Raw genomic sequence first — 22842 nt, forward strand, 5'->3', positions numbered from 1 at the left:
GTATTATGTCTTCCAGCAGACAAAAGTCGAAGAAACCTCTCCCTACTTCAGATTACTGCCTCTTTCCGCATACCACTGGTTTACCTCCGCTGTTGTGCTGCTCCCGCCCAGCTTATTCCAATCGTCTACAAACCGGTCGAATTCGTCGATGGAACTGCCAAGTATAATATTAACGAAGGTGTCGATTTGAAGATTATACAAAATCGCTTGCTTAACAAGCATCGTTTCCGTTGGTGGTCCTACAAAGCTTTCGTATAATAGCTGGTCTTTTTTCATATATTGGTCAAGGACGGAAAAAGCACCAGATGGCCCATAGGTCCGCTCCCAGCCCCAGCCTGACTCTTTATTGGCATTTCCGGAACGGGAGATTTCGATATTTTTATAGATGAAACTGGCTTCATCCTTTAAGACCGAATGATCGCCGTTTCCGCCAGCCTCAGCTATTTGGCGATACGCCTCCAGATTCTTCATTGCCGGGAACGGCGTCACTGGAGAAAGCTTCCAGACCGGAAACGGGGAGCTGTAATAGGTTTCATATTCCGCTGTCCCACCCCAGTTCTTCTCCAGATGCAAATTAAAAAGCTTAACGATTGCTTCAGGATGCGGATACCCTTTTCTGACGGCAAAAAAATGGCTGGTGTTGAACCGCAGCGGAACCTTGGGCGCTTCTCCTAATACAGAAACGATCGGAAAGGCCTGCCACTCCGCATTTGGTTCATTAGCACGGCTTGATTGAACCGTAAAAGACCCCCATTGCTCTCCATAAAGCATGCCAACTTTCCCCTCAGCAATTAGCTTTTCTTCTTTCAAGCCATCCTTAAGAGCAAATTCGCTATCAATTTGACCATCCCGATACATATTTTGAAGAACCTTTAACGCCTCTTTCACTTCTGGTTGAATCCCGCCATATAAGAGTTTTCCCGACCCGTCCTTCATCCATATATTAGGATAAGCCTTATAGCCAGCCATAAAGCCCGTCAATCCCATAACGGGATCAAATAAATACTGAGTCACCGCTAGGCCAAACGTATCATTAATGCCATTTTGGTCAGGGTCATTTTCTGTAAACGCTTTCGAAATAGCTAACACGTCGTCCATGGTTTTCGGCGGTTCCAATCCCACATTGTTTAACCAATCTGTACGCAGCCATATAAACATCGCCCCTTCAATAGAAGAGCTGGTCTCTGGTATTCCCATCAGCTTCCCTTCAACCGTTGCTGCTTCAAAAGGCCCCGTTCCCTCTTGGCTTAAAATGTTCTTAGTAAACGATGAGCCATATTGCTCATAAGCTTCAGACAGATCCTGAATCAGTCCAGCATTGCTGAGCATCCTCAGCTGCTGCGCATTGACTTTGACGACATCGGGAATATTTCCTGAAGCAAAGGCCCCGCTTAGCTTCTGATGATAAAGGTCACCCTTGGCGATCCATTCATAATTGATTTTAATGCCAAGCACCTGTTCATATAGACGAATCCACCTATTATTCTCGAATGTTTCTCCCGGCAATTGGCTGATTAAATCCTCTAAGCTATCGTCGCTTTCTCTTGCAAAGGTTAGTTCAATAGCTGGATTATATGGGCTTAGCGCGGGCTCTTCATAGATAGTCCCTCCTTCAAGCCTGTTCGAGCTTTCTTTATTAGTGCCGCTGCTATAATCGCATGACGTTAGGAGTTGAACAGACAATAATGCAGCAAGCAAAAGCTTGACCTTGTTCATTATTGGTATCCTCAACAGGTGTGCCCCATTTCACATTAGAAAATATCGACCCAGTCTATGACTCTAATTATCCAAATTACGAGAAGAAACACAATACACATCTCTTTATATTGTTACCCATCCTTTACTTTAAAAGCAAATAAAAAATCCGCCCATCCCCTGCTTTGGATGATGGACGGATATATTTGTTAGATTAAATCTGACTTTTGCAGCAGCAGCTGAATCATCTTGGCCACCTCGGCCCTTGTCACCTGTGCTTTCGGAGCTAGCGTGCCTACGCCTCTCCCGCTTACGATGCCTCCTTGAATCGTGTCTACTATTCCGTCTTTCGCCCAGCCAGCCGCCTCCGATGCATCGGTGTAAGGCTGTAACAGCTCGCTTGCGGATTGGTTCGGAAGCTTCGCCTTCTGACCAGTAACAACCATCGCCTTGGCTAAAATCGTCATTGCCTGTTCGCGATTAATCTTTTCTTTCGGCCGGAATGTACCATCCTCGAACCCTTGGATAAGTCCGTAGGCCTCGGCCGTCTTGACCGCGCTGTTGTACCAATCCCCCGCCAGCACATCCGAGTATGCCGGTGTCCCGCTTTCCAGCTTCAAGCCTAGTCCCCGCACCAAGATCGCCGCAAATTCGGCACGTGTAATGGCTGCACTCGGGTTAAATAAATTTTTGCCGATACCATTGATGACCATTCTTGCCCCCATGTCGTTCACGGCATCCTTTGCCCAATGATTTTCGACATCCTTGAACGCTGTCGGATGGTAGATAATCGAGTAGGTGCTGTTAGACAAGCTGTTCAGCAACGCAAAATACTTGCCGTCCAACTGAACGATTTTAGTTGGCACATGACGAACCTCTCCATCCGGCTCAACGACAACACCTGTTGTTATTTTGCTAGGAACAACACCTTCTGGAAGAGCAATTGTCCGTTCTACATAAGCGTTGAACTTCGTTAGCTGAATGACTGAATCTTTATTCATAACCCTAATTGCAAAATCGATTGGCGGTACTACCAAGGTGAATGCCTCTAATTCAGCCGCACGCTCTACCACCTTTTTCATTTCCTCAGACGTTGCAGCGATCTCAAATTGAATCGTAATATCTTGTAAATGGACCGAGTCTCCTAGCTGGCTGATCACCGCGTTCATATCGATTTTCTGCACAGGCACCGTATAGGCTGCCCGATCCGTTTGGAGCTCGATTACAGCTTTCTTCTCTCCTAAGACTTTAAGCATTTGGGCATTCAACTGTCCGATGACAATGTCGGAGCCGTTAAGAACGGGAATGGTAACGACGGCACTCTCCCTTTGCACGGCAAGCAGTTGACCCAGCTTCTGCTCGTCAAACACAACCGTTGTAACGGTTTTTCCATTTTTTTCAATCGTTATTGCCTCTCCCGTACTTACCGCCTTGCCGTTGATTAGGATGTCGATGCGGCTGCTGCCTGTCCCTGGTGCAGTTGTCGATGTACCCCCACCAATGCTTCCGCCATTGTCGCCAGGATTGCTGCCTCCATTGTTTTCGCCAGCTACCGTAATTTGCGTTACAGCCTTCTTCTCTGTGCCTCCGGCAGCGACTGTCAATGTCAGCGTGCCTGCTCCAGCGGATAAGCCTTTAACTGTAACGGCAGCTTTGTTGCTGTCTCCTACGATGCTGATATGACCGCCTGCCTCCCATTGATAAGCAGGGTTGGTTGCATCAATTGGATTGAGCGCCGAGCTGAAAGTTAATTGCTCATTTACCTTAAGCAGCTGTGCCCCATCTGAAATGCTAACGGATTGCAAGGGAATGTTTTCCTCCGCTTCAAGAGCGGTGAATTTCCAATAATCCATATTGAATAGATTGCTCTCGCCTTCTCCATTAAATATAAAGAAAACATTGTGAACCCCTTTAACAGGGCTTACATCGGTTTTCATCAGCTTCCAAGCTTGCTCCCCGCCTGTTGAAGCCGCATCAAGCGTACCTATAACCTCACCAATAGGGCTATCTACACGAATCTCGATTCTTCCGCCTACAACTGAGGCAATATTGGCTTCGAATGACCCGGCCCCATCATTGCCGAAATCCACATTCGCAACCGCCAGCCAATCTCCGTTATGAATATTCGTGACATTCAGATTAAACGCTGATTTTGTACTACCTGGAGCAACAGATATTTCTGTCAAAATACCTGCATTCCACGCAATGGTTTCCGCTTCAGTCCTTTGATAGGGATTGAGCGTTTTCAGTTGAGCGATACCCTCCATATCAGCTTGAATCTCTTTCATTAATCCATTCTCATAAAATTCAACCTTGTTAATATGAGTGGAACGATAGCCTTTTCCATCGCCAATAGCCGCTTTGCTGACGGTCTGCGCATGGTAGGTAACATACCACTCTCCATTAAACTCGAAAATAGCATGATGGTTATTGCCGCCAACTCCGAAAAACGTATACGGATTTTTCAAAATGGGTGCAACATAAGTAAACGGCCCCATTGGACTGTCACTCATCATGTAGGCAATTTCACCTGGAGGCGGTGTGCCTTCCGGATGGGTACCCGAGAAATTTGAACAATAGGTGTAATAATATTTTCCGTTATATTTATGAATGCCGGAATCCTCGAAAATGTAAGGCGCATCGATCATAACCGCCGCCCCTACTGTACTGATCAAATCCTCGCCAAGCTCAATCACTCTGGCGGTTTTGGGGTTAGCGATTTGTTCAGCAGTCGAGTTAGGTTCCCCAGGAATGCCTCCGCCAAAGTACAAATAACCTTTGCCATCGTCATCAACCAATACCGCCGGGTCAAATAGCCAGATTACGCCGGGAACGCCGGGCGTATTTCCGGTAATTAAAGCTTTTCCGAGCGGATCGACCCACGGTCCGAGCGGGCTGTCCGCAGTTAGCACGCCAATTCCTCCTGCACCGTTAGCAAAATAAAGAAAGAACTTGTCCTCGCCATTAATTTGCTTATGTGCAGCTGCCGGCGCCCACGAGAATGTCGCCCAGCCAGCGATGCCACCCGAGCCCGCCACTGGAATTGCGCCATGGTCCGTCCAGTTCACCATATCTGCTGAGGAGATTACATGTACTTGATTTAAATTAGCGAATGAATTGTCTTTAATATTCCCGTTGCTGTCATATTCGAAGGAATCACTCGACATATAGATGTAGACTCTTCCATCGTAAGCTAACGCATACGGATCAGCCCCCAGCTTGTGGCTCATCAAGGGATTGGAGTAGCCTGGGATTTTCGCAAGCGCTTTCGTATCCAGCAGCTTTAATCCAATGCTCGCTAAGGCATCATGCACGTTGTAAACGACATCGCCGCCTTCAACATCAATGTAATCCGTTCGAATGGTAACGGTGCGATCAGATGGCACAAATCCATCGACCTTCAGTTTTATCGTCGCTAAGAGGTCGGAGGATGCATGCGTAAACTTCACATTTTCCCCAGATACATGCAGCTGAAGACGATGGTTCTCATACGTATAAGTCCCCTTTCCAACTAGATTGTCAGCATTAAACTCTACACCGGTTACTGTTAAATATTCGGGTATGCTGTAGGACGCTGAAATCGACGTATAATTTCCACTCGGGAGCGCTTCCATCTTTACGGGTACGGTAAGCTCCATATTCTGAACGCCAATCACATCGGGCACATCTCCCAGATCTGCTTGCAGGACGGTTGCGGATGAATCGGTTCCCGTCATCTTGTCAGCTATTCTAAAGTAATCAAAATCTACATATCCGCCTGTAGTCTTGGTAGCAAAATTAAACAATGCAAATCGATAGCCCATAAAATGATCCAGCTTATAGCTCATTTGAAGGGTATTGCCTATCGCATGCCATTCAACTCCATTAAGACTATAATAGAAATAGGCTTTATCGGTTAAATTCCGATAATCGAATTCGACTTTTAAATAGACTCTGTCCTGAGTTAGCGGAACGCTTGCAAGCTCTTCCGCTGTCCCTGTGCTTGCATTTACCATAATGAGGGATTTCGTATTCCCCTCCATTTTCACACCTACGAATCCATAGTCCTTCTGGAAAGCAGCGAGACCCGCAACATCTCCATTTTTCATTTGGCTGATATCCACGGCCACTTTTCCTGAGCTTTCTGGTCCAAACGTTCGTTGGGTAAGCGTATTTCTAGCATTTTCAATACTTGTGCTCTTTCTTCCGTTCGTAAGTCGCAAATAACCAGGACGCTGCGTCAAAGACCAATTATTATGGTCCGGGTTATGATTCCACTGCCAAGCCAAGGCAAGGTTAGAGCCATTGTAGTCATATTCCCCGTTGTTTGTTTTGTCCAACCCTCCGGGCGGTGTAACGTCAATAAGAGAAAGGTCATCCACATAGAAATCCATCAAATCCTTAACCGGGTCCTGCTCAGCTGTCCAGGAAGTCTCGATGAAAATAATCGGTTCATGGAGCGCGGCATCTGCCGGGATGGTATAAGTCCCTTCAATCGTTACCCATTCCCCTTTATTTGCCACAGCCGATCCAATTACCTTGATCGTTGTCCAATCTCCATCCTGCATTGCAAAGTTAAATTGCCTTCTAGCAGGCAGTGTGTCGTCACCTTCATACTTTACTTTTGCAGAAAATTTATAAATGCCGCCAGCCTTTACTTTACCGGCAATCCGTTGCTGAACACCTGCCCCTGTAGCCTGTCTGTCCGTAATCTGTAGGCTATGTGTTCCTCTGAATGCTTCATCCGTTGTTACTGTAACCGTTGCCTGATCATGGGCCGTCCATGGGGCTTGTCCTTTTTCGAACCCGCCGTTGATGAGAAGATTAGGATCCAGCGAAACATCAAGAAGAGAAACGTCATCTACATAAAAATCCATCAAATCCTTAATCGGATCCTGCTCAGCTGTCCAGGAAGTCTCAATGAAAATAATCGGTTCATGGAGCACAGCGTCTGCTGGGATGGTGTAGGTTCCTTCAATGGTTCCCCATTCCCCTTTATTGACCGCAGCCGTTCCAATTACCTTGATTGTTGTCCAATCTCCATCCTGAATCGCGAAATTAAATGGCCTTGCGGCAGGCAGTGTATCGTCGCCTTCATATTTTACTTTTGCAGAAAATTTATAAGTGCCGCCTGCTTTTACTTTACCGGCAAGCCGTTGCTGAACACCTGCCCCTGTAGCCTGTCTGCTGCTGACGTGAATGCTGCTTTCGCCGCTGTTATATACGCTGTCTGTAACTGCAACAATGGCTTGATCATGAGCTATCCATGGGTCTTGACCTTCTTCAAAGCTGCCGTTGACCAGAAGCTCTTGTCCTTCCTCCGCAAGCTCCGTTTGCCCAACATTAGCAGCCGTGTATAGCGTTTCGGTAGAAGCTTCGTAAAGCTCTGCATCTGGGCCTGAAATTTGCTGCCTAGCAGCCGCATTCGCTGATGAATGACCTAATGCGTTGAATGATGAGGCCCCCACTCTCTCTGTGTTCTGATAGAACTCGTCAGAAGCTGCAAAATAGCTGTTGGCGCCTACTCCACTTACGGGAATTTTGATGTTTTCCGGAATTGTACCGTTGACGCCGAACACCGGCCAATTATTTTCCCAAGCAACGGGTACAAGAAACGGTATGCGGCCAACCGCTCCATGATCTTTGAACAGCAAGCCATACCACTCGCCGTCTTGTGTATCAATAATGCCACCTTGTGCGGCACCTTCACTTAAAACGAGTTTTCCCTCGTAGGTACCATCGATAGTAGACGCGCGATGCACAATCTGAACACGAGGTGAATTTTTAGGCCATGCGATATTGAATATATAATAGTAGCCGTTTATTTTTTGAATGTGAGAGCCCTCAGCAGGCAAGCCAACATTCTCTATTGTGCTTGCTGCTAAACTTGCGTCGGGGATAACTATTTTGTCAAGGCCGCCTGCTTTAATCGCAGTCGCATCTGCGGTAAGCTCAATGATTTTTATATCACCTCCGCCGTACACCATGTATACCCGTCCATCTTCATCAAACAGCAAGGACATGTCGTGATAAACCCCATCAAGCTCGGAACGCGTCCAAGGCCCTTTTTCAATATTAGCTGTTTGATAGATATAGGTTTTACCGGTACTGTATGAAGCAAAGGCCACGTAATATTTGCCATCATGATACCTTAAGCTGCTGGCCCACGAGCCTTTGCTATAATCGTTTTTTTCGTTTCGAAACGTCTGCTCGTCATTGTCAGCCAAAATATCATACACATAATTGACGATTTCCCAGTGTACAAGATCATATGATTTCATAATCGGCACACCTGGATTCATATGCATCGTCGTGCTGGTCATATAGTAAACGTCGTTTACCCGAATCACATCGGGGTCCGGAACGTCTGCCCATATGATTGGATTCTGAAACTCAGCCTCCTCCTGTTTAGCGAATATGAAGGTGCTGGGTACAAGGCTCATTAAAAATGTAAACGCTATCAACAATACAAATGACTTTCTATACATTTTTTCTTCTCCTCCTTAAAATGATTATTTCTTTGTATATCTTAAAATAATTACGATCATTAATCGATGTATTTTTTTATTCGAAAGGTTAAAATTATTATTATAAAATTATTTATTTACCATTATTTAATAAAAATAAACACGAAATAAAGAGCAGCTCATTAGCTAATCCGCTCTCCAATCTTTTAACCTATCTAATAGAAAAATGTATGACGCATATGTAATCGCTTTCATTTACTCCTCTTATTATGGGATATCCATAAAACAAAAAACAACGTTCATATTTTTACATCACCTGCATTCCTTCTCTTCTTGAGCTTCAGGACGCCCACAAGGAAGCCTCGGCAAGAAGTAAACAGGCTCTACTTATTTCTTTTTTAAGTTTGTTGTTCTCTAAGGTCGCATCGTCTTATACCCTGCTTCTACACTATTCCCGCCACCGAATATCCGCCTCATAATACTTCCGGCTCACCGGCCGCTTGCGCAGCTTCACACGCAGCTCGCCATCCTTCACAATTGCTCTGCACACACGGGCGCGCACTCCAACAGGTAGCTTTATGATTTCTTTCCGATTGCCGGGCAGCCCTTCCACACGCAGGCGGTCTTCCTTTACCCATAAACGAAGCTCTTCCGAGCGCACATGTGCGGGAAGCGGGTATTTGACGATGATAAATTGCTCACTCTGGGAAAAAGAGTACGGCGAAGCCTGCTCCGCAATTGCTCCGGCAGCTTCAGGCAGCGCTTTGGTCATCATTTTGCGCACAAATTGCTCTACCCAATCTGGCTCACGCAGCACATCAAACCCTTTAGGCAGCTTCTGCCCCTCTACCCAGCGTTCGAGCTCATCCCATTTAGAATCCATCGTTTACCTCCCGCCTCCCAGCCTCTCTCCACTATATGCGTCACCCAGCTAGGCGGATACTTCTTAGCTGCTGCTGCCGCAAAACAAAAGTAAGAAGACATGGCTTTTCCGTTTGCGCAAGGCTTCAACACCATATCTAGCAGGGAACCTCTGGGCGAATGCCGCATACGATATTATAACCATACGCTTAGCAGCAAGGAGGTCTTTGCTATGCCCGCTATAGTCGGCTTTGTGAAAATCGTTAGCGTCGGCTCCAGCTCCATCGTCCAGTTTGGCGACGCCGTGCAAATGTCGCCCTCCAGCACTTCCAAAACCTATGCTGGCTCGGGCTCCTTCCTTACCGGAAGCCTGACGAATTCCAACAACGCCGTAAGCGCCACAAATACGCTTGATCCAGACGTACAGGACGGCACGCAAAATGAAGTAGCAAACGGGGTCAATATCGTATGAATTGGACCGTTCATCAGACGATTACGATTCATCAGCTCCGCGTGGACAGCGTCTCGAACAGCTCTGTCCTGCAAATTGGCAGCGCAGGCTCCATTCGCTCCTTGTCCCAGCTGTATAATACTGGCGGCTTCACCGGTCCAGCCGCCCAGCTGGGTGGAGAAAATCCGCTCTCCTTCGTTCCGCTGCCTAATCCGACCTAAGACAGGAGGTTTCAACGATGCAGCAGCAGCCGAATCAGCTGTCTCCATGGCAAGCCTGGTCGCTTGACGTCGCAAGGCAGCTCCAATCCCAGCAGGAAAGCATCACTTCGCTCGAGCAACAGCTTGCGGCCATCTGCGAGCAGCTCAAAAAGCTTGAAGCGAAGCCTACTTATAATGTGGAAAATTTGCAGTACCATTTTGACCAGTTGAAGGTAGAAAAGCTTGAAGGCACGCTCAATATCGGCATGACGCCACAGGGATCGCCGGATATGAATGGCGATATTGAGCAGATGGCCGTATCCAAGCCGCTCGTCTATCCTGTTCCGCCTAATGGCGCAGCTCAGCCATCGGATCCCTATGCCCCGATACAAAATGATTTGAACCAGTATATTGATAACGAAGGCGCGCAGAAGCTGATGCAGATGGAGAAGCAATTTTGCATGCCGCTCGATCCCCATCACCGCAGACTCATTCTGTCCGATATCCGCAGCCAAATGCCTGCTCGCATCCAATATTATGCAAGGTCGCTGCCGCGCCAGGATGGCGTTAGCGAGGAAACCGCTGCCCAGCAGAACAGAGCCGAGGTATTCGCCAAAACAGCTCGCGATGCTGACGCAGCCATGCTTCAATATATGCAGCAATTACAGAAGGGAGGCGTAAGAGAAACCCATGATTAAATTTATTGTTCACAATGATTGCCTAAGCGTTGGTAAAGTTGACATACTCGGCGTATCCAGCGCATCGCATTTCCAGATCGGCGATAGCGATTATGTTACGTTGTATTCCATTTTTGATACGCCGCCCGAATCCGTAATCGTTGGCCCACTCGCGCCTTTTCCCGAGCCGGGCGGCGCCAGCAGCGCTGAGGGAGAAGGCGCGGAATGACCTTTCCACTCGATTATCCTATTCGCACAGCTGAGGTCGGCGTTTTGACGATTGTAAGTGCCTCAGGAGCCGCCATCGTCCAGCTTGGAGATCGCGGGCAATCGACGCCAAAGCTTCGCGCGCTTGCCCTGCAGCGGGAAATAGGCCATGACCAGGCAGGCGATGTTTATTTTGAATCGTATGATCTATACACCCAGTCGTTTCCGAGCTTTGATGATTTCGACGGCCCGGCTAAAGACATCATCCATACAAAGCGCACCAATCATTGCCCGCGCATTGTGGTTGGCTGCGTATATATTATTGCCATTGGCTCATCAGCGAGCGTGCAAGCGGGGAATGCGATGGAAACGATCGCCGAATCGCGGATTAAACATATTCGCCAGTTTAAGCGTCCCCTTCCAGTTCCAGGCATCGGCTGCCCGCTTCCTCCGGTCAAGCCTGCGCTTTATAGGTGAATGGCAGCATAGACAACAGCTGTGCGGTACGAATTACCCGCAAGGCAAAATGCCCTTGCCAAGCTTATGTTCTCTCAACTAGGCATTAGCTGAAAAGCAGATGTGACGGTACAAACGTCCAATTTCCCCACACACCTCCGGCATATATTAACCTTGTGAACGAAAGCTTCACACTAACAAAAACATTCAGGAGGTTGTTAATAGTGGGATACCCTGTAGCAGGCGCTAACGTAGGTTGCGGTCCAATCGCGGGTGCCAACAGCTGTTGGACAAATACGGGCACAATTCTCGTTCTCTTCATTTTGCTTGTTATCATCTTGCGTACCTTCTGCTTCTAAGCCTAGTCACACCATTGCACGTTAGCGCATAATGAAACGGCTTGCTTTTAATCCAGCTTCATCTCAGCAGCATTCGCTAGTAAAAGGGTAGGCGGATACAGACACGGCAATAACCGGCGGGGGGCATGGGGCCCTGCCGGTTATTGCTGTGCGTGCCTAATTATTGCTCGGAAGCAAGCTCTGCTATTTCCTTCGTAATCTCATCCCCGCCCTGCATGCGCCACTGCTTGACGAATTCATCAAAGCTGTCCAAGCTTTGGTCGCCAACAATTATTTTCAAATAGGTCTCATTCTCCAGCTGCTCAAGTGTCGCCCATTTCGCGCCCATTGCTGGGGTGGAGCCATAGAAAACACTGTTCACTTTAATCATGGGCGTTTTTCGAATGACACCGACACCATATTCATAAGCCGCTGCGGGCTTCCATGCATCCAAATTTTTCTTCGGGTTTTGATGCTCAGTCTCCGTCATTTCATACAGCTGGTAAGTGTCAGGATCAAGCGTCGCGGGGTCACGCCGGCCTTCCAGCACGCTCTGCAGATTGTCATACCGCTTGTCTACCGCATCCGAATAATCAAGCAGCAGATCGAACGGATAATAATGGCGCAGCTGCACACCGGACTGGGACGCATATTCATCCAGCCACTGGGTTTCCTGAATGTTCGGGTCCAGCCGCCGCTCCAGTCGGGTAAATACATTGAGCAGCTTTACGACCGCCTCAGGATATTCGTAGCCTTTACGCACCACGAGATAACGATCCGTTACCGGTGCGGTATGTGTTACATACTCCCCATTCGCATCCAGCGGAGCCGCATAAGCGCGCCACTCTGCTTTCGTATCCTGTGCTACTGCTTCTGAGAGCGGCCAATAAGGCATCCACCACGGTCCAAAAAACATCCCTGCCCTGCCGTTCACAATGGGCTCCTCCGACTGTTTGTACAGCACAAACTGATTATCTATCAGTCCCTGCTTGTACCAATCTGCCAGCTGGCCGAGCGCAGCTTTGCTCTCGGGCGTAATTGAACCGTATACGACATTGCCGCCTGAATCCCGCGTCCAATTTTTCGGGAAAGCATGGAACGCATGAAAAATAGAATCAAAACCGCTTGGGTTCGGCTTCTGTCCAAATACGACAATTTTGTCACCGGCTATACCAACGGTATTCGCCTTGCCGTCGCCATCAGGATCACGCTCTACGAAGGCACGGGCGATCTCCTCAATATCACGCAGCGTCTTCGGCGGCTCCAGTCCCAGACGATCGAGCCAATCCTGGCGGACCCAGAGAAGGGTAACTGCGTCCATCTCAATCGCCACATTAGGCAGACCGTAAAGCTTGCCATCACGCGAAGCTTCCTCCAGCGCCTTGCCGCCCGAAGAGGCGTAAATATCGCGTACCAGCTTGGAGCTGTAGGCCGCGTACGTACCCGTTAAATCCTGAATCATATCATTGTCGATAAGCTTCCGCAGCTGGGCGCGGTCAACGACCATCGCATCAGGCATATCATTGCTCCCAATAGCAAAGCTGATTTTTTGCTCAAAAGCCTCTTCGCCCTTCGCTTCCCAAGCATGAACCACCTTTATATTCGTCAATTGATCCAAGTAGCGGGAAATGGGGTTGTTGTCATTGGTGTCGCTGCCGGACAAGCGGGATTCGGGAATTTTAAACCCTACCCGAACGCTGACCCGCTCTGGCATGCTCCCATAAGCGAGCGGCTCTGCGCTGCTATCCGCCAGTGCTTCTCCCTGCAAGCCAGCCGTCTGTGCTGGGCTATTATTGCCTGTACAAGCTCCCGTCAGCAGCAGCACAGCCATTATAAGCAAAGCTACTCTCGCTCTCATTAATCACCCTCCATTCCCCTTGGATTGCCGCTTGCTCAACCGCCCGTACGCACTCGCTCGGCTCGAAACTCGCTAGGCAAGCTGCCTACCAGCTCCCGAAACAGCTTGCTAAAATATTTATCATCTTCAAAGCCTACCGCGCAAGCAATTTCGTAGACTGGCATTTCTGTCGTGAGCAGCAGTTCCTTCGCGCGCTCCATTCTTATGCCGCGAAGCATGACGCCAAAGGGCATCCCAGCAAACCGGGCAAAGCAGCCGCTAAAGTAGCTCCGGCTCATTTTCACATAATCCGCCACATCCACCTGATTAAGCTTGCCGGCCGCTTCACGGCGAATGTAGACCGTTGCCCGCAGCATGCACTGAAACACCTCTTTGGAAAGCGACAGTTCCAGCATTCTGCGCTGGGCATAATCCGAGAAGCGGCGCAGCCAGCTTTTAAAGTCCTGCCAGCAGCGCGAACGAATGAGCTCTGCGCGAAGCCCTTCCGCCTCACTTGGCTGCATCAGCAGCGCGGACCAGGTCTGGCATAGGTTTTGGCCAAATTGCATGAGCTGCTCCTTGCTCGCCCGCAGCTGCTCCAAGCGGCATATGAGCGTTTCCCAAGCAGTGGGGTAAAGCGCCCAGCGCAGATCAGCCATGTCAGCATCAAGCAGTTGAAGCTGCACCTCTTGATCACTTGCTGCCGTAATCCGCTGCAGCTCGGCAAAACTCAATTGAATTCTGTCATGCTGGCCGGTCGCCATATAAAACATCACGGCAGCAAAGCGCTCCTCCAGCAAACGCTTCACATCTGCCAGCTCCTTCTCTTGAAGCCCCGTAACGATAGCATAATGAAACCTGCCCTTTAACAGCTGAGCCAGCTCCCGCTGCCAGTCCGGCTCTGGGGTCAGATGCAGCAGCGGGATGAGCCATAGTCCATTCAGCTCAACCAGCGAAAAATTCTTCAAGGCTGGATGCCGACACAGCTCGTCTTTCCCTGCACCTTCCGTTAAGGGATAGCACACCAGCGCAGCATCCGCCTTCAACCGTTCCGATGCGCCGCTCAGCTCCGCTCCTGCTCGAAAGCTGCTTTCCCACCGAAAGCGCTGGGCAATTCTGTGCATCACTTCATCCGCTTTATCGGGCTCCAGCAGCGTCTTCACAATATAATCAATCGCTCCAAGCCGCAGCGCCTCCTGGACATAATCAAACTCATGATGGCAGGTCAGCACGACGCTGCGAATAGCGGGAAAACGCTGCTTGATTTGCTCAATAAGCTCAAAGCCGGATAGCTGCGGCATCGTTATATCGGTGAATACAAGATCGACCTCCGTGTGCGTGAGTAGCTCCAGCGCTGCTTTTCCATCCGCCGCCTCGCCAACGATTGAAATGCCAAACATCGACCAGTCAAATAACGATATAAAGCCTTTGCGCACCAGCCGCTCATCATCGACTACAATCGCTTTAATCATCGAACTCCTCCTTCGCTTTACGTGGAATCACGATGGTTACTACCGTTCCTTGACCCAGCTCGCTCTCAATGCAAAACTGCATCTGCCCATTATAAAATTGCCGCAGCATCCGGTTCACATAGGACAGTCCGATGCCAAGACCTCGCTTCTCCTTGCTGTCATCACCGGACAGTAGCTTTGCAATCGTCTCCGGCTTAATACCCGAGCCATTGTCCTCTACCCGCAGCAGCATCTCCGCAATGCCGACAGGCTCTATCGTAATAACGATGCGCCCTGTACGGTCGCTCATCCCATGGTAAATAGCATTTTCGACGAGCGGCTGCAGCAGAAAACGCGGAACCGCAACCTGCAGCACCTCATCAGCAACGTTAAGCTGAAATTCGAATTCATAATCATAACGAATGCGCTGCAGCTCCATATAATTCGTCATCGCTTCTATCTCTTCATTAACGGTTACGATCAGGCTTTGCTTGCCCAAATTATAATGCAGCACCTTGACGAGCAGCGTGACCAGCTTATCAATTTCCTTCTGCCCATTCATCCGGGCCAGCCACTGCACGGTATTGAGCGTATTATGCAAAAAATGCGGATTGATTTGGCTCAGCAGCTTTTCAATTTCAAATTGCCCTTTTTGCTTTTCCTTGTAGGCGACCTCGGCAATCAAATCATTAACCGTCGTTTTCATATTTTGAAAATTGTTAAGCACGAAGTCAAACTCCTCGACATTGGTAAAAGAAACCGGGCTTGTGCGGTTTTCCGCCATGCGCACAATTTCTACATTGACCTTGCGCAGCGGGCGATAAATTTGCTTCCAAATGAACAGCGCCAGCAGCAGCGCGAAGACGAGCGTGGAACAACCCAGCACAAGCATTTTGCTAAGCCAGGCATACATTTCGCTATTGAAAGCTGATTTGCTGACAACGGCGATAAGCTGCCAGCCTTGGGCGCTCGGATAACGGAACAAATGATAATCCGCTACCTCCTTATGCAGCTCGGGAAACCCGGCATCTACCGCCTCCCGCACCTGCACCGGCATGCTTTCATCCTCCATATACGTCATGCTGCCCTGCTCATTGACAAGCACATGCGTAACCTTCATGCCGTAGGTCTGCTGCTGCAAAATGCTGCGAAATAAATTGTAATTTGTTTCCAAGTAAATATACAGCTTCTGCCCACCGTCTACACGAACGATCCGCTGCTCAGAAAACACCATATTGCTGCTGGAGCTGTACTGCGTTTGATGCGGCCCATAATAATCCGCGCCATTATAATGAATAAACAAGGGCAGCACATTGCTGTCAAAGTTCGGGTTCATGGCCAAATTGGAAAAAAGCACCGGATTTTCTTCACCTGGCATAATGTAAGCAGTCAAGCCCAAATAGGGATTCGTAAAATTAAAGAGGTTGATTTTCTGATCGATAGCGGTCATCATTTGTGATTTTCGAGAAATTTGCCGCTCCTGCAAAAAATCGGAAACCTCGTCTACAATTTGACCGTCGAGCGCAAATTGCTTGGAAGCAAAATCAAGATTGTTGATAGCGTTTTCAAGATTAACCGCCTCTTGGCCCAGGCTGGCGCTAATTCCGCTTTGAATTTTGTTGGAGAAAATCGCATAGATGGAGGAATACGTCAGAAAGCCGACCAGAACGAGCGGCAGCAGGCAGCCCAGCATCACATAAAATATTAATGTGCGCCGCAAGGAACGGGCCGCAAAGCGGTTGTGGAGCACAGGATGTTGTGCTGACATCGCGGGCTGATCCCTCTCTTTCAGGCCTATCACTGACAGACTTGTATGATTGACGATCTTTTACTAGAGTTAGAAAATCTTGTTATTATCTTACGATTGGCTTGCCATTAATGCAAGGGGGGAATGGACGCTTTTCGCGATTTCCCTTGCCTCAGGACGTAATTAGCCCCGCCAGTTGGCGGGGCTATAAACGATGCAACGATTAGATTCTAAAACCTTTAGATCCTATGCCGCCATTACCTACTGCCTACTACCTGCTGACTACTGCTTGCGGTAGCCGAATACTTTCTTATTTTGCTCGACGTTCCACGCCAGCACCTCATCATAGCCAAGGCCCTTCGCCTTGTCGAGCATTTCCTGCCGCAGCTTATTGAACTCGGCTTCATTTTTCGCATAAACCATTTTCCACGAAAACTGCTTGATTACCTGTGCCACTTGGCCGCGCTTCTGCTCCAGCTCATCGCTGATGACAGAAGGTGGCGTGCCAGTGAACAGCGGACGCATAATGGCCAGCTGATTATTTTTCTCCAAATAATCCTTAGCCGTCAGAGCGCCGCCCATCGCAGCTCTCCAGTCTTGATCAAGCTTCGATGGCGATTTTTCAAGCGTCGACTGCCATAGATTATAATCGTACGGCTCGCCGTTGTCGGGGTTAATATTCGTGTTTTTGAAGGTAGAATTGTTCAGCTGGCTCATGCCGTCCTTCCACGTGCCGCCGCCAAACTCCTCCGGTACCTCTGTATCATTTGCTGGAAGCGCCTGCTCGCCGAATGCTGTCAGAACCGGCTTGCCATCCTTCAGCTCCCAGTTAAGACCTTCTGGTCCATTGGAGGAAATCATATTGCCTTCTGGGCTGTACAGCCAGTCAATGAGCTCCAGCACGCGATCAGGGTGCTTTGTTTTTGAACCAATCGCCCAAACGCGGTTGCCTCCGTAAGGGTCATAGCCATAAGAGAACGTCCGCTCTTCCTTGAACGGAACGAGCGCAAAACCTTTTCCTTCTGCCATATGCTCAGCCGTATTGTACGTATCATCGAGCCACGGGAAGAACGTGAACAGCAGCTGGCCGTCCTTCATTTTATTTACTACATCCTCAAACTTCTGCGTCATGGAATCTGGATCGACAAGCCCCATTTGATTCGCGTCAAAATAAAGCTTGAGTCCGCGCATGTAATAGCCGTCTTCATCCAGCACGCCTTGATATTCGTCCTTGTCGGCCGAAACGAGCGAGAAGCCGCCTGGGTTAAAGCCGTCGCCTTCGTCAAAGCCGTGAATGCCTGCCCAAGCTTTCGTCAGCACCATCATATTGCCATCCCAATCTGCCCACATTGAGAACGCATAGGTCGGACGGCCAGATTCGCTCTTCGGCTCCAGCTCCTGCATTTGCTTGAGCACCGGCAAATAATCCTCCATCGTATTGATTTCCGGTCTGCCCAGCTTCTCATACAAGTCCCAGCGCAAATTCGGGTTGTAGGTCAAATCCTTCGCTTCGGACGGGCCAGTCTTGTCATCGCCAACATCGAAGCCGATGCCGTAGACGCTTGAACCGCCGCCAAAGTTCGCTTTATTTTTCTCAATCGCCTTCGGTGCATATTTCAAAATATTTTGGCCTTTGCTGTCCAGCAGGCCGTCCTTCGTCCAGTCCACAAGCATGCCTGCTTTAATCGAATCCAAATACTTCTGGCCGTCATCGCCGAAAATAACTAAATCGCCGAGGTTGCCTGCTGCCATCATCGTAGCAAATTTGACGTCGCCGCCGCCTTCGAGGTTCGAAGCAATAATATTCAAATTAATATTGAATTTATCTTTAATGACTTTGGCAAACCAGCCTGTCTGCTCGCCCGAGAAATTGGACAGCATCGAGAACACATCTAGTGTAATTTCTTCTCGCTGGCTGCTGCCTGCCGTCTCGGTTGCTCCACCCGCAGCTGGAGCTGTGCTAGCCGTGCTAGCCGGCCCATTGTTTGTGTTCGATGTACAGGCTGCTGTCGATACGATCAGCATCGTAGTCGCTAACAGCAAGGAAAATGTTTTACGAAATGATTTCAATGCAGTTGCCTCCCTTTTTTATTCATGCTTATGCTCGACCTCCGACTTCGGCAGGCCACCCCCTTTCAATGCATGCACATAACGGATGACTGATAGCTCAAAGCCATCTCGCTTTTACCCTTTAACAGCGCCAATCATAATGCCTTTGACAAAATACCGCTGGAAAAACGGATATACGAACAAAATCGGAAGGATGACAATCATCGAAACCGTCGTTCGTATGGAGGTCGCGGTCTGCTTGTTCGTCAGGTCGATATTGCCTACCGCGCCTTGGGAATTGCGAATAATCGCAGCAAGCGATGTCGACTCGTTCAAATACTTGTAGAGCACAAATTGCAGCGTAAACAGCTTGCTGTTTGTCATTAGGAACACGGTGTCAATAAAGGAGTTCCACTGGCTGACTGCCGAAAAAATCGCAATTGTCGCCGCAATCGGCGTAATGAGCGGCATAATGATTTTGCTGAAAATAACGATGTAGCCCGCCCCGTCCATTTCCGCCGACTCCTCTAGCACATCCGGTATGGATTCCACGAACGTTTTGACGAGAATGACATAAAACGGCGAGACGACTGCTGGCAAAATATACGCCCAAAAGTTGTTCGTCATATTCAGCTTCATCATAATGATGTACCACGGAATGATGCCCGCATTAAAATACATCGTAATAATGACAAAACGGTACCAGAAGCTTCTGGCCCACATTTTGCGCTTCGTAAATAAATAACCGAGAAAAGCCGAAGCCGCGACGGTGAGCAGCGTGCCAATAATCGTTCTGCCGCCCGAGACAAGCGCCGCTTGCGCCAATCCCTTTAATTGCAGCACCTGAATGTAGTTGTCAAAATGAATCATTTTCGGGTACAAGGTAACGAGGCCCCTGGCGCTGAGATCATTGCTGCTGATCGTATTAATAAACAGATAATAAAAGGGAAACAGGCAAAGCAGCGTAAACAAGGTGAAAAATCCGTAGTTGCAAATATGGAACAGCCAGTCTCCAAGCCGGCGTTGCGTGTGCATGCGCCTCCTCCTTTCCTCTCGCTTAAGTTAGATGATCGATTCCCCGCGGACGATTTTGGACAGCTGATTAGCAAAGAACAGCAAGACGATGCTTATAATCGATTTGAGCATGCTGATCGCCGTTGCAAACGAGAAATTGAAGCCGAGCATTCCCGTGTTGTACACATACAGGTCAAGCACCTCGATATGATCTTTGTTAATCGCATTTTGGAAGACGAAAAATTGCTCCATGCCGTTGTTAATGAAATTAGCGATGGAAAGCAGCAGCAGGACAAAATACGTCGGCATCAGCCCCGGAACGGTAATATGCCAGATCATTCGGAAACGGCCCGCGCCATCTACCTTTGCCGCATCGTATTGCTCCTGGTCAATGGAGGAAATGGCCGCGATATACATAATGGCGCCCCAGCCCAGCCCTTTCCACAAGCCCCACAGCGTCATCGCCAGCCAAGTATGGTCGTCCTGAGCCAAATAGTTAACGCCCATCTCCTGAAATCCGAGGGCAATCATCCATTTATTGACGACGCCGCTATCTACCGAAAACATCATGAAGGCTATCGAATAAACAAGCACCCAGCTGATGAAATTGGGCAGCGTCGTGAGCACCTGTACCGTTTTCTTATACCAGGTCGTGCGAATTTCAGTGAGCATGATGGCAAAAATAACGGGGAACACCGATGTTAAAATGCCGAGTGTACTCATCGCAAGCGTATTGCGCATCACCCGCATGACCTCTTGCGTCTGAGTCGGATTGGAGAAAATCGCCTTAAACCACTGCAGGCCGACGAATGGCGTCTCCGATAGCGGGAACCCTGGCCGATAATTGTAGAAGGAATATAACCAGCCGTACAGCGGAAAGTAGCTAAACAATAAAATCAGCACGAGGAACGGAGAAGCAAATAAAAACAAACGGAATTTGTCCGGTATTAAGCTGCCGCTGCGCCGAGACATCGAGCTTTGCGGACGGATAGCCGCCTTCATGTAATCCCTCCTGTAAAGATGTCGCAACCGCCTGCCAGGCTTTTCGTTTTCAGTAAGCGCTTACTAAAAATGAGTTCACCAGCACCCAGCGGTTGATCTTGCCTTTAGTTTAGCCTGAATAGCCCTTCAGCAGAGAGTGACAGCTGTTTCAGCTCGAAAGAATGTCGTTTGGTATATTTGAACGAAATTCTCCCATTAGCGAACCAAATTCCTACCTTCTCCTTCTTGCCTATTGACAAAATAAAAGCCACATGGCGTTTACACCCCATGCGGCTTGGAAATTTTAAAAACAATATTTTTGCAAGGCGTGGTACACACCATCCTCATTATTTGACAATGTAATATCGTCTGCCAAACGCTTTAACTCCTCCGGAGAATTATCCATCGCGATGCCAAGCCCAGCAGACTCCAGCATCGTTATATCATTATAGTAGTTTCCAATCGCTAAAATTTCCGCTTTCTTTACGCCTCTCTGCTCGGCAAGGTTTTTCAAGGCATTTCCCTTATCAGCTTGAATATTCAATACATCAATAAAGGTATCCGCCGACCTTGTAATATTCAGCTCCTGGCTCAAGAGGCTTAAATCGATTTGCAATTGATTTAATTGTTCACTTGTACCAATACAGGTGAATTTTATTAAAGGATCTGCCAGACTATCAAATTGCGGGAGCGATCTAGGATGAATATAAAAACTGGCGTATATATCACCTATTTCTTTACTCATCTGCTCCACCTTATCCACATAAAGATCAAACGGCGTGTTAATATCAAAATGAATCTGGTGTTTTCGACAATAGCTCATAAAGCTTTCAAGTTGAGGAGCGTTTATCGCATATTGATTCATAATCTGGTTATTTTCAAAATCGATCGTAATCGCTCCATTGAACGTTATGCCCACACCATTTATGCCAATGATATCCGTATAAAATTTTGTGCTTGTCGGCCCTCTGCCGGTACATAATACGACTTCAGAGCCTAATGAGGAAAGTTCCTTAATAATTTCTATACTTTTATCAGAAATAATATGATTATCATTTAATAAGGTACCGTCCATATCAATTGCGATCAACTTATACATTGCTGAAAAATTCCCTCCAGTTAGTCCTTATTTCTAGTAGGTGCATATTCGGCTTCCAAAAGTGGCTGCAAATTTCCATTTATGCTTGAACCATTATATATAAAAGTTGCATAAATTTCCACCCCTATTAAATCAACCTGCATATTTCTTCTTTACCTCTACTTCTGAGGTTATGACAGCCGAATCCGCTTGTTTTCTTAAAGCGAAAAACCCAATCAAAGCGATAAACACGGACAATGAAGCAAATACATACATATAACTTCCGCCATAATTTTGCTGAACCGCACCGCCTATGGACCCTCCCAAAATGCCCGATACGCCTAAAAATATCATAGCCAGCAGCGATTGGGACGTTGTCCTAAACTGCTTTGGCACCACTAATACCATATAATTTACGGCTGATGCCCAAAACAGACTGTAGGTTATCGCTTGAAACAGCTGTAAAACTAAAATGATAGAAGGCTCGCTCGTATACACATAACAAACCCATCGAATGATATAAAACAAAGACGCTGCGATAATCAGCTTTAAGGGATGGAACCATTTCAATAATTTAGCCGACATATAAAAACCAATAATTTCACTCAAACCAATAATGGCCCATGCCCATGAAATCATAGAATCGTTTGCGCCCATTTCTTTAAAATATATGGAGAATAAAGCATCATTCATGCGATGGGGAACCGCTAAAAATAATAAAAAAATCAAAAATATAAATATTCTTTTATTCCCTATTAACTGTACAAGGTCTCTCCAATTAAAGCGGCTATTCTCCTGTCCATCCACTTCATTTAAATTAAATAAGATAAGGATGGCGGCAAGCCAAATCGGAAAATAGATTTTTATGAGGGCATCTAACCCTCCAATACGCTCAAAATAGGCGCCAAGAAAGACAGCTACTATACAAAAGCCAATAGAGCCCCACAATCGGATCGTACTGTATGTACTTTTAAAATTTTCGGCCATTTTTACAGTCAGCGTGTCTACCAATGGTATGGCGGAAAGGAAAAACATAAACAAAGAAACGACAAAAACAACCGAAAACAGCTTGCTGCTTATATAAAACAAGCCAACTGCACTAATTCCTGTCAAGCACCATAGAAGCAATAAAATCCTCTTTACTGCATGCCATTTATCGCTTATAAAACCTACAATTGGCTGAAGAAAAATCGCAAAGAAGGGGCCTACCATAAGCAGCAGCCCAATTTGAGCTATGCTGAAGCCTCTCTCTGAAAGCAGTAATGGAAGGTAGGGAAGCAGAATGGCAAATGTCGAAAACACTAAAAAATTTAAAGTTTTAATTTGAATCATTACTTTACCCATAGTCATCCTC

Annotated in this window: 17 protein-coding genes; 6 read left to right on the plus strand and 11 right to left on the minus strand. The window is 47.8% G+C overall.

The features are described 5' to 3' along the window. Positions 1 to 42 precede the first annotated feature (42 nt). From ACSR9A_RS13715 to ACSR9A_RS13725, 3 genes are all read right to left on the minus strand, one after another. Positions 43 to 1716: an extracellular solute-binding protein gene (locus ACSR9A_RS13715; protein WP_473757732.1), complete on the minus strand. Its 1674-nt coding sequence runs from the start codon at positions 1714 to 1716 to the stop codon at positions 43 to 45. 188 nt (positions 1717 to 1904) lie between these two features. Continuing rightward, the gene (locus tag ACSR9A_RS13720; protein ID WP_473757733.1) at positions 1905 to 8162 is read right to left on the minus strand and encodes a family 43 glycosylhydrolase; all 6258 of its coding nucleotides are present in this window, start codon (positions 8160 to 8162) and stop codon (positions 1905 to 1907) included. 427 nt (positions 8163 to 8589) lie between these two features. Next, positions 8590 to 9024: an Hsp20/alpha crystallin family protein gene (locus ACSR9A_RS13725; protein WP_338551915.1), complete on the minus strand. Its 435-nt coding sequence runs from the start codon at positions 9022 to 9024 to the stop codon at positions 8590 to 8592. 210 nt (positions 9025 to 9234) lie between these two features. Between ACSR9A_RS13725 and ACSR9A_RS13730 the strand changes: the two genes are divergently transcribed. From ACSR9A_RS13730 to ACSR9A_RS13755, 6 genes are all read left to right on the plus strand, one after another. After that, positions 9235 to 9474: a spore germination protein gene (locus ACSR9A_RS13730; protein WP_046229873.1), complete on the plus strand. Its 240-nt coding sequence runs from the start codon at positions 9235 to 9237 to the stop codon at positions 9472 to 9474. Then, positions 9471 to 9674 carry a spore germination protein GerPB gene (locus ACSR9A_RS13735; RefSeq protein WP_046229874.1) on the plus strand — a complete coding sequence of 68 codons (204 nt, stop codon included), beginning with the start codon at positions 9471 to 9473 and terminating at the stop codon, positions 9672 to 9674. Before ACSR9A_RS13730 ends, ACSR9A_RS13735 begins: the two co-directional genes overlap by 4 nt. 17 nt (positions 9675 to 9691) lie before the next feature. Next, the gene (gerPC, locus tag ACSR9A_RS13740; RefSeq protein ID WP_473757734.1) at positions 9692 to 10351 is read left to right on the plus strand and encodes a spore germination protein GerPC; all 660 of its coding nucleotides are present in this window, start codon (positions 9692 to 9694) and stop codon (positions 10349 to 10351) included. Beyond that, positions 10344 to 10559 (plus strand): hypothetical protein, encoded by a 216-nt coding sequence (locus tag ACSR9A_RS13745; protein WP_473757735.1) that lies wholly within the window; start codon positions 10344 to 10346, stop codon positions 10557 to 10559. Before gerPC ends, ACSR9A_RS13745 begins: the two co-directional genes overlap by 8 nt. After that, positions 10556 to 11014 (plus strand): spore germination protein GerPE, encoded by a 459-nt coding sequence (locus ACSR9A_RS13750; RefSeq protein WP_473757736.1) that lies wholly within the window; start codon positions 10556 to 10558, stop codon positions 11012 to 11014. Before ACSR9A_RS13745 ends, ACSR9A_RS13750 begins: the two co-directional genes overlap by 4 nt. A gap of 245 nt (positions 11015 to 11259) precedes the next feature. After that, positions 11260 to 11352 carry a dihydroorotate dehydrogenase gene (locus ACSR9A_RS13755; protein ID WP_099521728.1) on the plus strand — a complete coding sequence of 31 codons (93 nt, stop codon included), beginning with the start codon at positions 11260 to 11262 and terminating at the stop codon, positions 11350 to 11352. A 160-nt stretch (positions 11353 to 11512) separates the two neighbouring features. Here the strand turns inward: ACSR9A_RS13755 and ACSR9A_RS13760 are convergent, their stop codons facing one another. The 8 genes from ACSR9A_RS13760 to ACSR9A_RS13795 all read right to left on the minus strand — a co-directional run bounded on the left by ACSR9A_RS13760 (position 11513) and on the right by ACSR9A_RS13795 (position 22832). Continuing rightward, the gene (locus tag ACSR9A_RS13760) at positions 11513 to 13189 is read right to left on the minus strand and encodes an extracellular solute-binding protein (RefSeq protein ID WP_473757737.1); all 1677 of its coding nucleotides are present in this window, start codon (positions 13187 to 13189) and stop codon (positions 11513 to 11515) included. A 35-nt stretch (positions 13190 to 13224) separates the two neighbouring features. Continuing rightward, complete coding sequence (locus ACSR9A_RS13765) at positions 13225 to 14640, minus strand: response regulator transcription factor (protein WP_473757738.1); 1416 nt, start codon at positions 14638 to 14640, stop codon at positions 13225 to 13227. Beyond that, positions 14633 to 16387, minus strand: coding sequence for a sensor histidine kinase (locus ACSR9A_RS13770; protein ID WP_473757739.1), 1755 nt, complete (start codon positions 16385 to 16387; stop codon positions 14633 to 14635). Before ACSR9A_RS13770 ends, ACSR9A_RS13765 begins: the two co-directional genes overlap by 8 nt. A 261-nt stretch (positions 16388 to 16648) precedes the next feature. Continuing rightward, positions 16649 to 18436 (minus strand): type 2 periplasmic-binding domain-containing protein, encoded by a 1788-nt coding sequence (locus ACSR9A_RS13775; RefSeq protein WP_473757740.1) that lies wholly within the window; start codon positions 18434 to 18436, stop codon positions 16649 to 16651. A 114-nt stretch (positions 18437 to 18550) separates the two neighbouring features. Further along, entirely contained in the window at positions 18551 to 19450 is a 900-nt protein-coding gene (locus ACSR9A_RS13780) for a carbohydrate ABC transporter permease (RefSeq protein ID WP_430157036.1), read from the minus strand. A 27-nt stretch (positions 19451 to 19477) separates the two neighbouring features. Beyond that, entirely contained in the window at positions 19478 to 20431 is a 954-nt protein-coding gene (locus ACSR9A_RS13785; RefSeq protein WP_341278377.1) for an ABC transporter permease, read from the minus strand. 283 nt (positions 20432 to 20714) lie between these two features. Then, positions 20715 to 21509: a Cof-type HAD-IIB family hydrolase gene (locus tag ACSR9A_RS13790; protein ID WP_473757741.1), complete on the minus strand. Its 795-nt coding sequence runs from the start codon at positions 21507 to 21509 to the stop codon at positions 20715 to 20717. A 132-nt stretch (positions 21510 to 21641) separates the two neighbouring features. After that, positions 21642 to 22832 (minus strand): MFS transporter, encoded by a 1191-nt coding sequence (locus tag ACSR9A_RS13795; RefSeq protein ID WP_473757742.1) that lies wholly within the window; start codon positions 22830 to 22832, stop codon positions 21642 to 21644. Positions 22833 to 22842 lie beyond the last annotated feature (10 nt).

The sequence above is a fragment of the Paenibacillus sp. R-74696 genome, assembly GCF_055814915.1.

Excerpts from the sequence above, each read along its gene's own strand:
- ACSR9A_RS13715 (WP_473757732.1), bottom strand. The coding sequence starts at position 1,716 with ATGAACAAGGTCAAGCTTTTGCTTGCTGCATTATTGTCTGTTCAACTC.
- ACSR9A_RS13720 (WP_473757733.1), bottom strand. The coding sequence starts at position 8,162 with ATGTATAGAAAGTCATTTGTATTGTTGATAGCGTTTACATTTTTAATG.
- ACSR9A_RS13725 (WP_338551915.1), bottom strand. The coding sequence starts at position 9,024 with ATGGATTCTAAATGGGATGAGCTCGAACGCTGGGTAGAGGGGCAGAAG.
- ACSR9A_RS13730 (WP_046229873.1), top strand. The coding sequence starts at position 9,235 with ATGCCCGCTATAGTCGGCTTTGTGAAAATCGTTAGCGTCGGCTCCAGC.
- ACSR9A_RS13735 (WP_046229874.1), top strand. The coding sequence starts at position 9,471 with ATGAATTGGACCGTTCATCAGACGATTACGATTCATCAGCTCCGCGTG.
- gerPC (WP_473757734.1), top strand. The coding sequence starts at position 9,692 with ATGCAGCAGCAGCCGAATCAGCTGTCTCCATGGCAAGCCTGGTCGCTT.
- ACSR9A_RS13745 (WP_473757735.1), top strand. The coding sequence starts at position 10,344 with ATGATTAAATTTATTGTTCACAATGATTGCCTAAGCGTTGGTAAAGTT.
- ACSR9A_RS13750 (WP_473757736.1), top strand. The coding sequence starts at position 10,556 with ATGACCTTTCCACTCGATTATCCTATTCGCACAGCTGAGGTCGGCGTT.
- ACSR9A_RS13760 (WP_473757737.1), bottom strand. The coding sequence starts at position 13,189 with ATGAGAGCGAGAGTAGCTTTGCTTATAATGGCTGTGCTGCTGCTGACG.
- ACSR9A_RS13765 (WP_473757738.1), bottom strand. The coding sequence starts at position 14,640 with ATGATTAAAGCGATTGTAGTCGATGATGAGCGGCTGGTGCGCAAAGGC.
- ACSR9A_RS13770 (WP_473757739.1), bottom strand. The coding sequence starts at position 16,387 with ATGTCAGCACAACATCCTGTGCTCCACAACCGCTTTGCGGCCCGTTCC.
- ACSR9A_RS13780 (WP_430157036.1), bottom strand. The coding sequence starts at position 19,450 with ATGCACACGCAACGCCGGCTTGGAGACTGGCTGTTCCATATTTGCAAC.
- ACSR9A_RS13785 (WP_341278377.1), bottom strand. The coding sequence starts at position 20,431 with ATGAAGGCGGCTATCCGTCCGCAAAGCTCGATGTCTCGGCGCAGCGGC.
- ACSR9A_RS13790 (WP_473757741.1), bottom strand. The coding sequence starts at position 21,509 with ATGTATAAGTTGATCGCAATTGATATGGACGGTACCTTATTAAATGAT.
- ACSR9A_RS13795 (WP_473757742.1), bottom strand. The coding sequence starts at position 22,832 with ATGGGTAAAGTAATGATTCAAATTAAAACTTTAAATTTTTTAGTGTTT.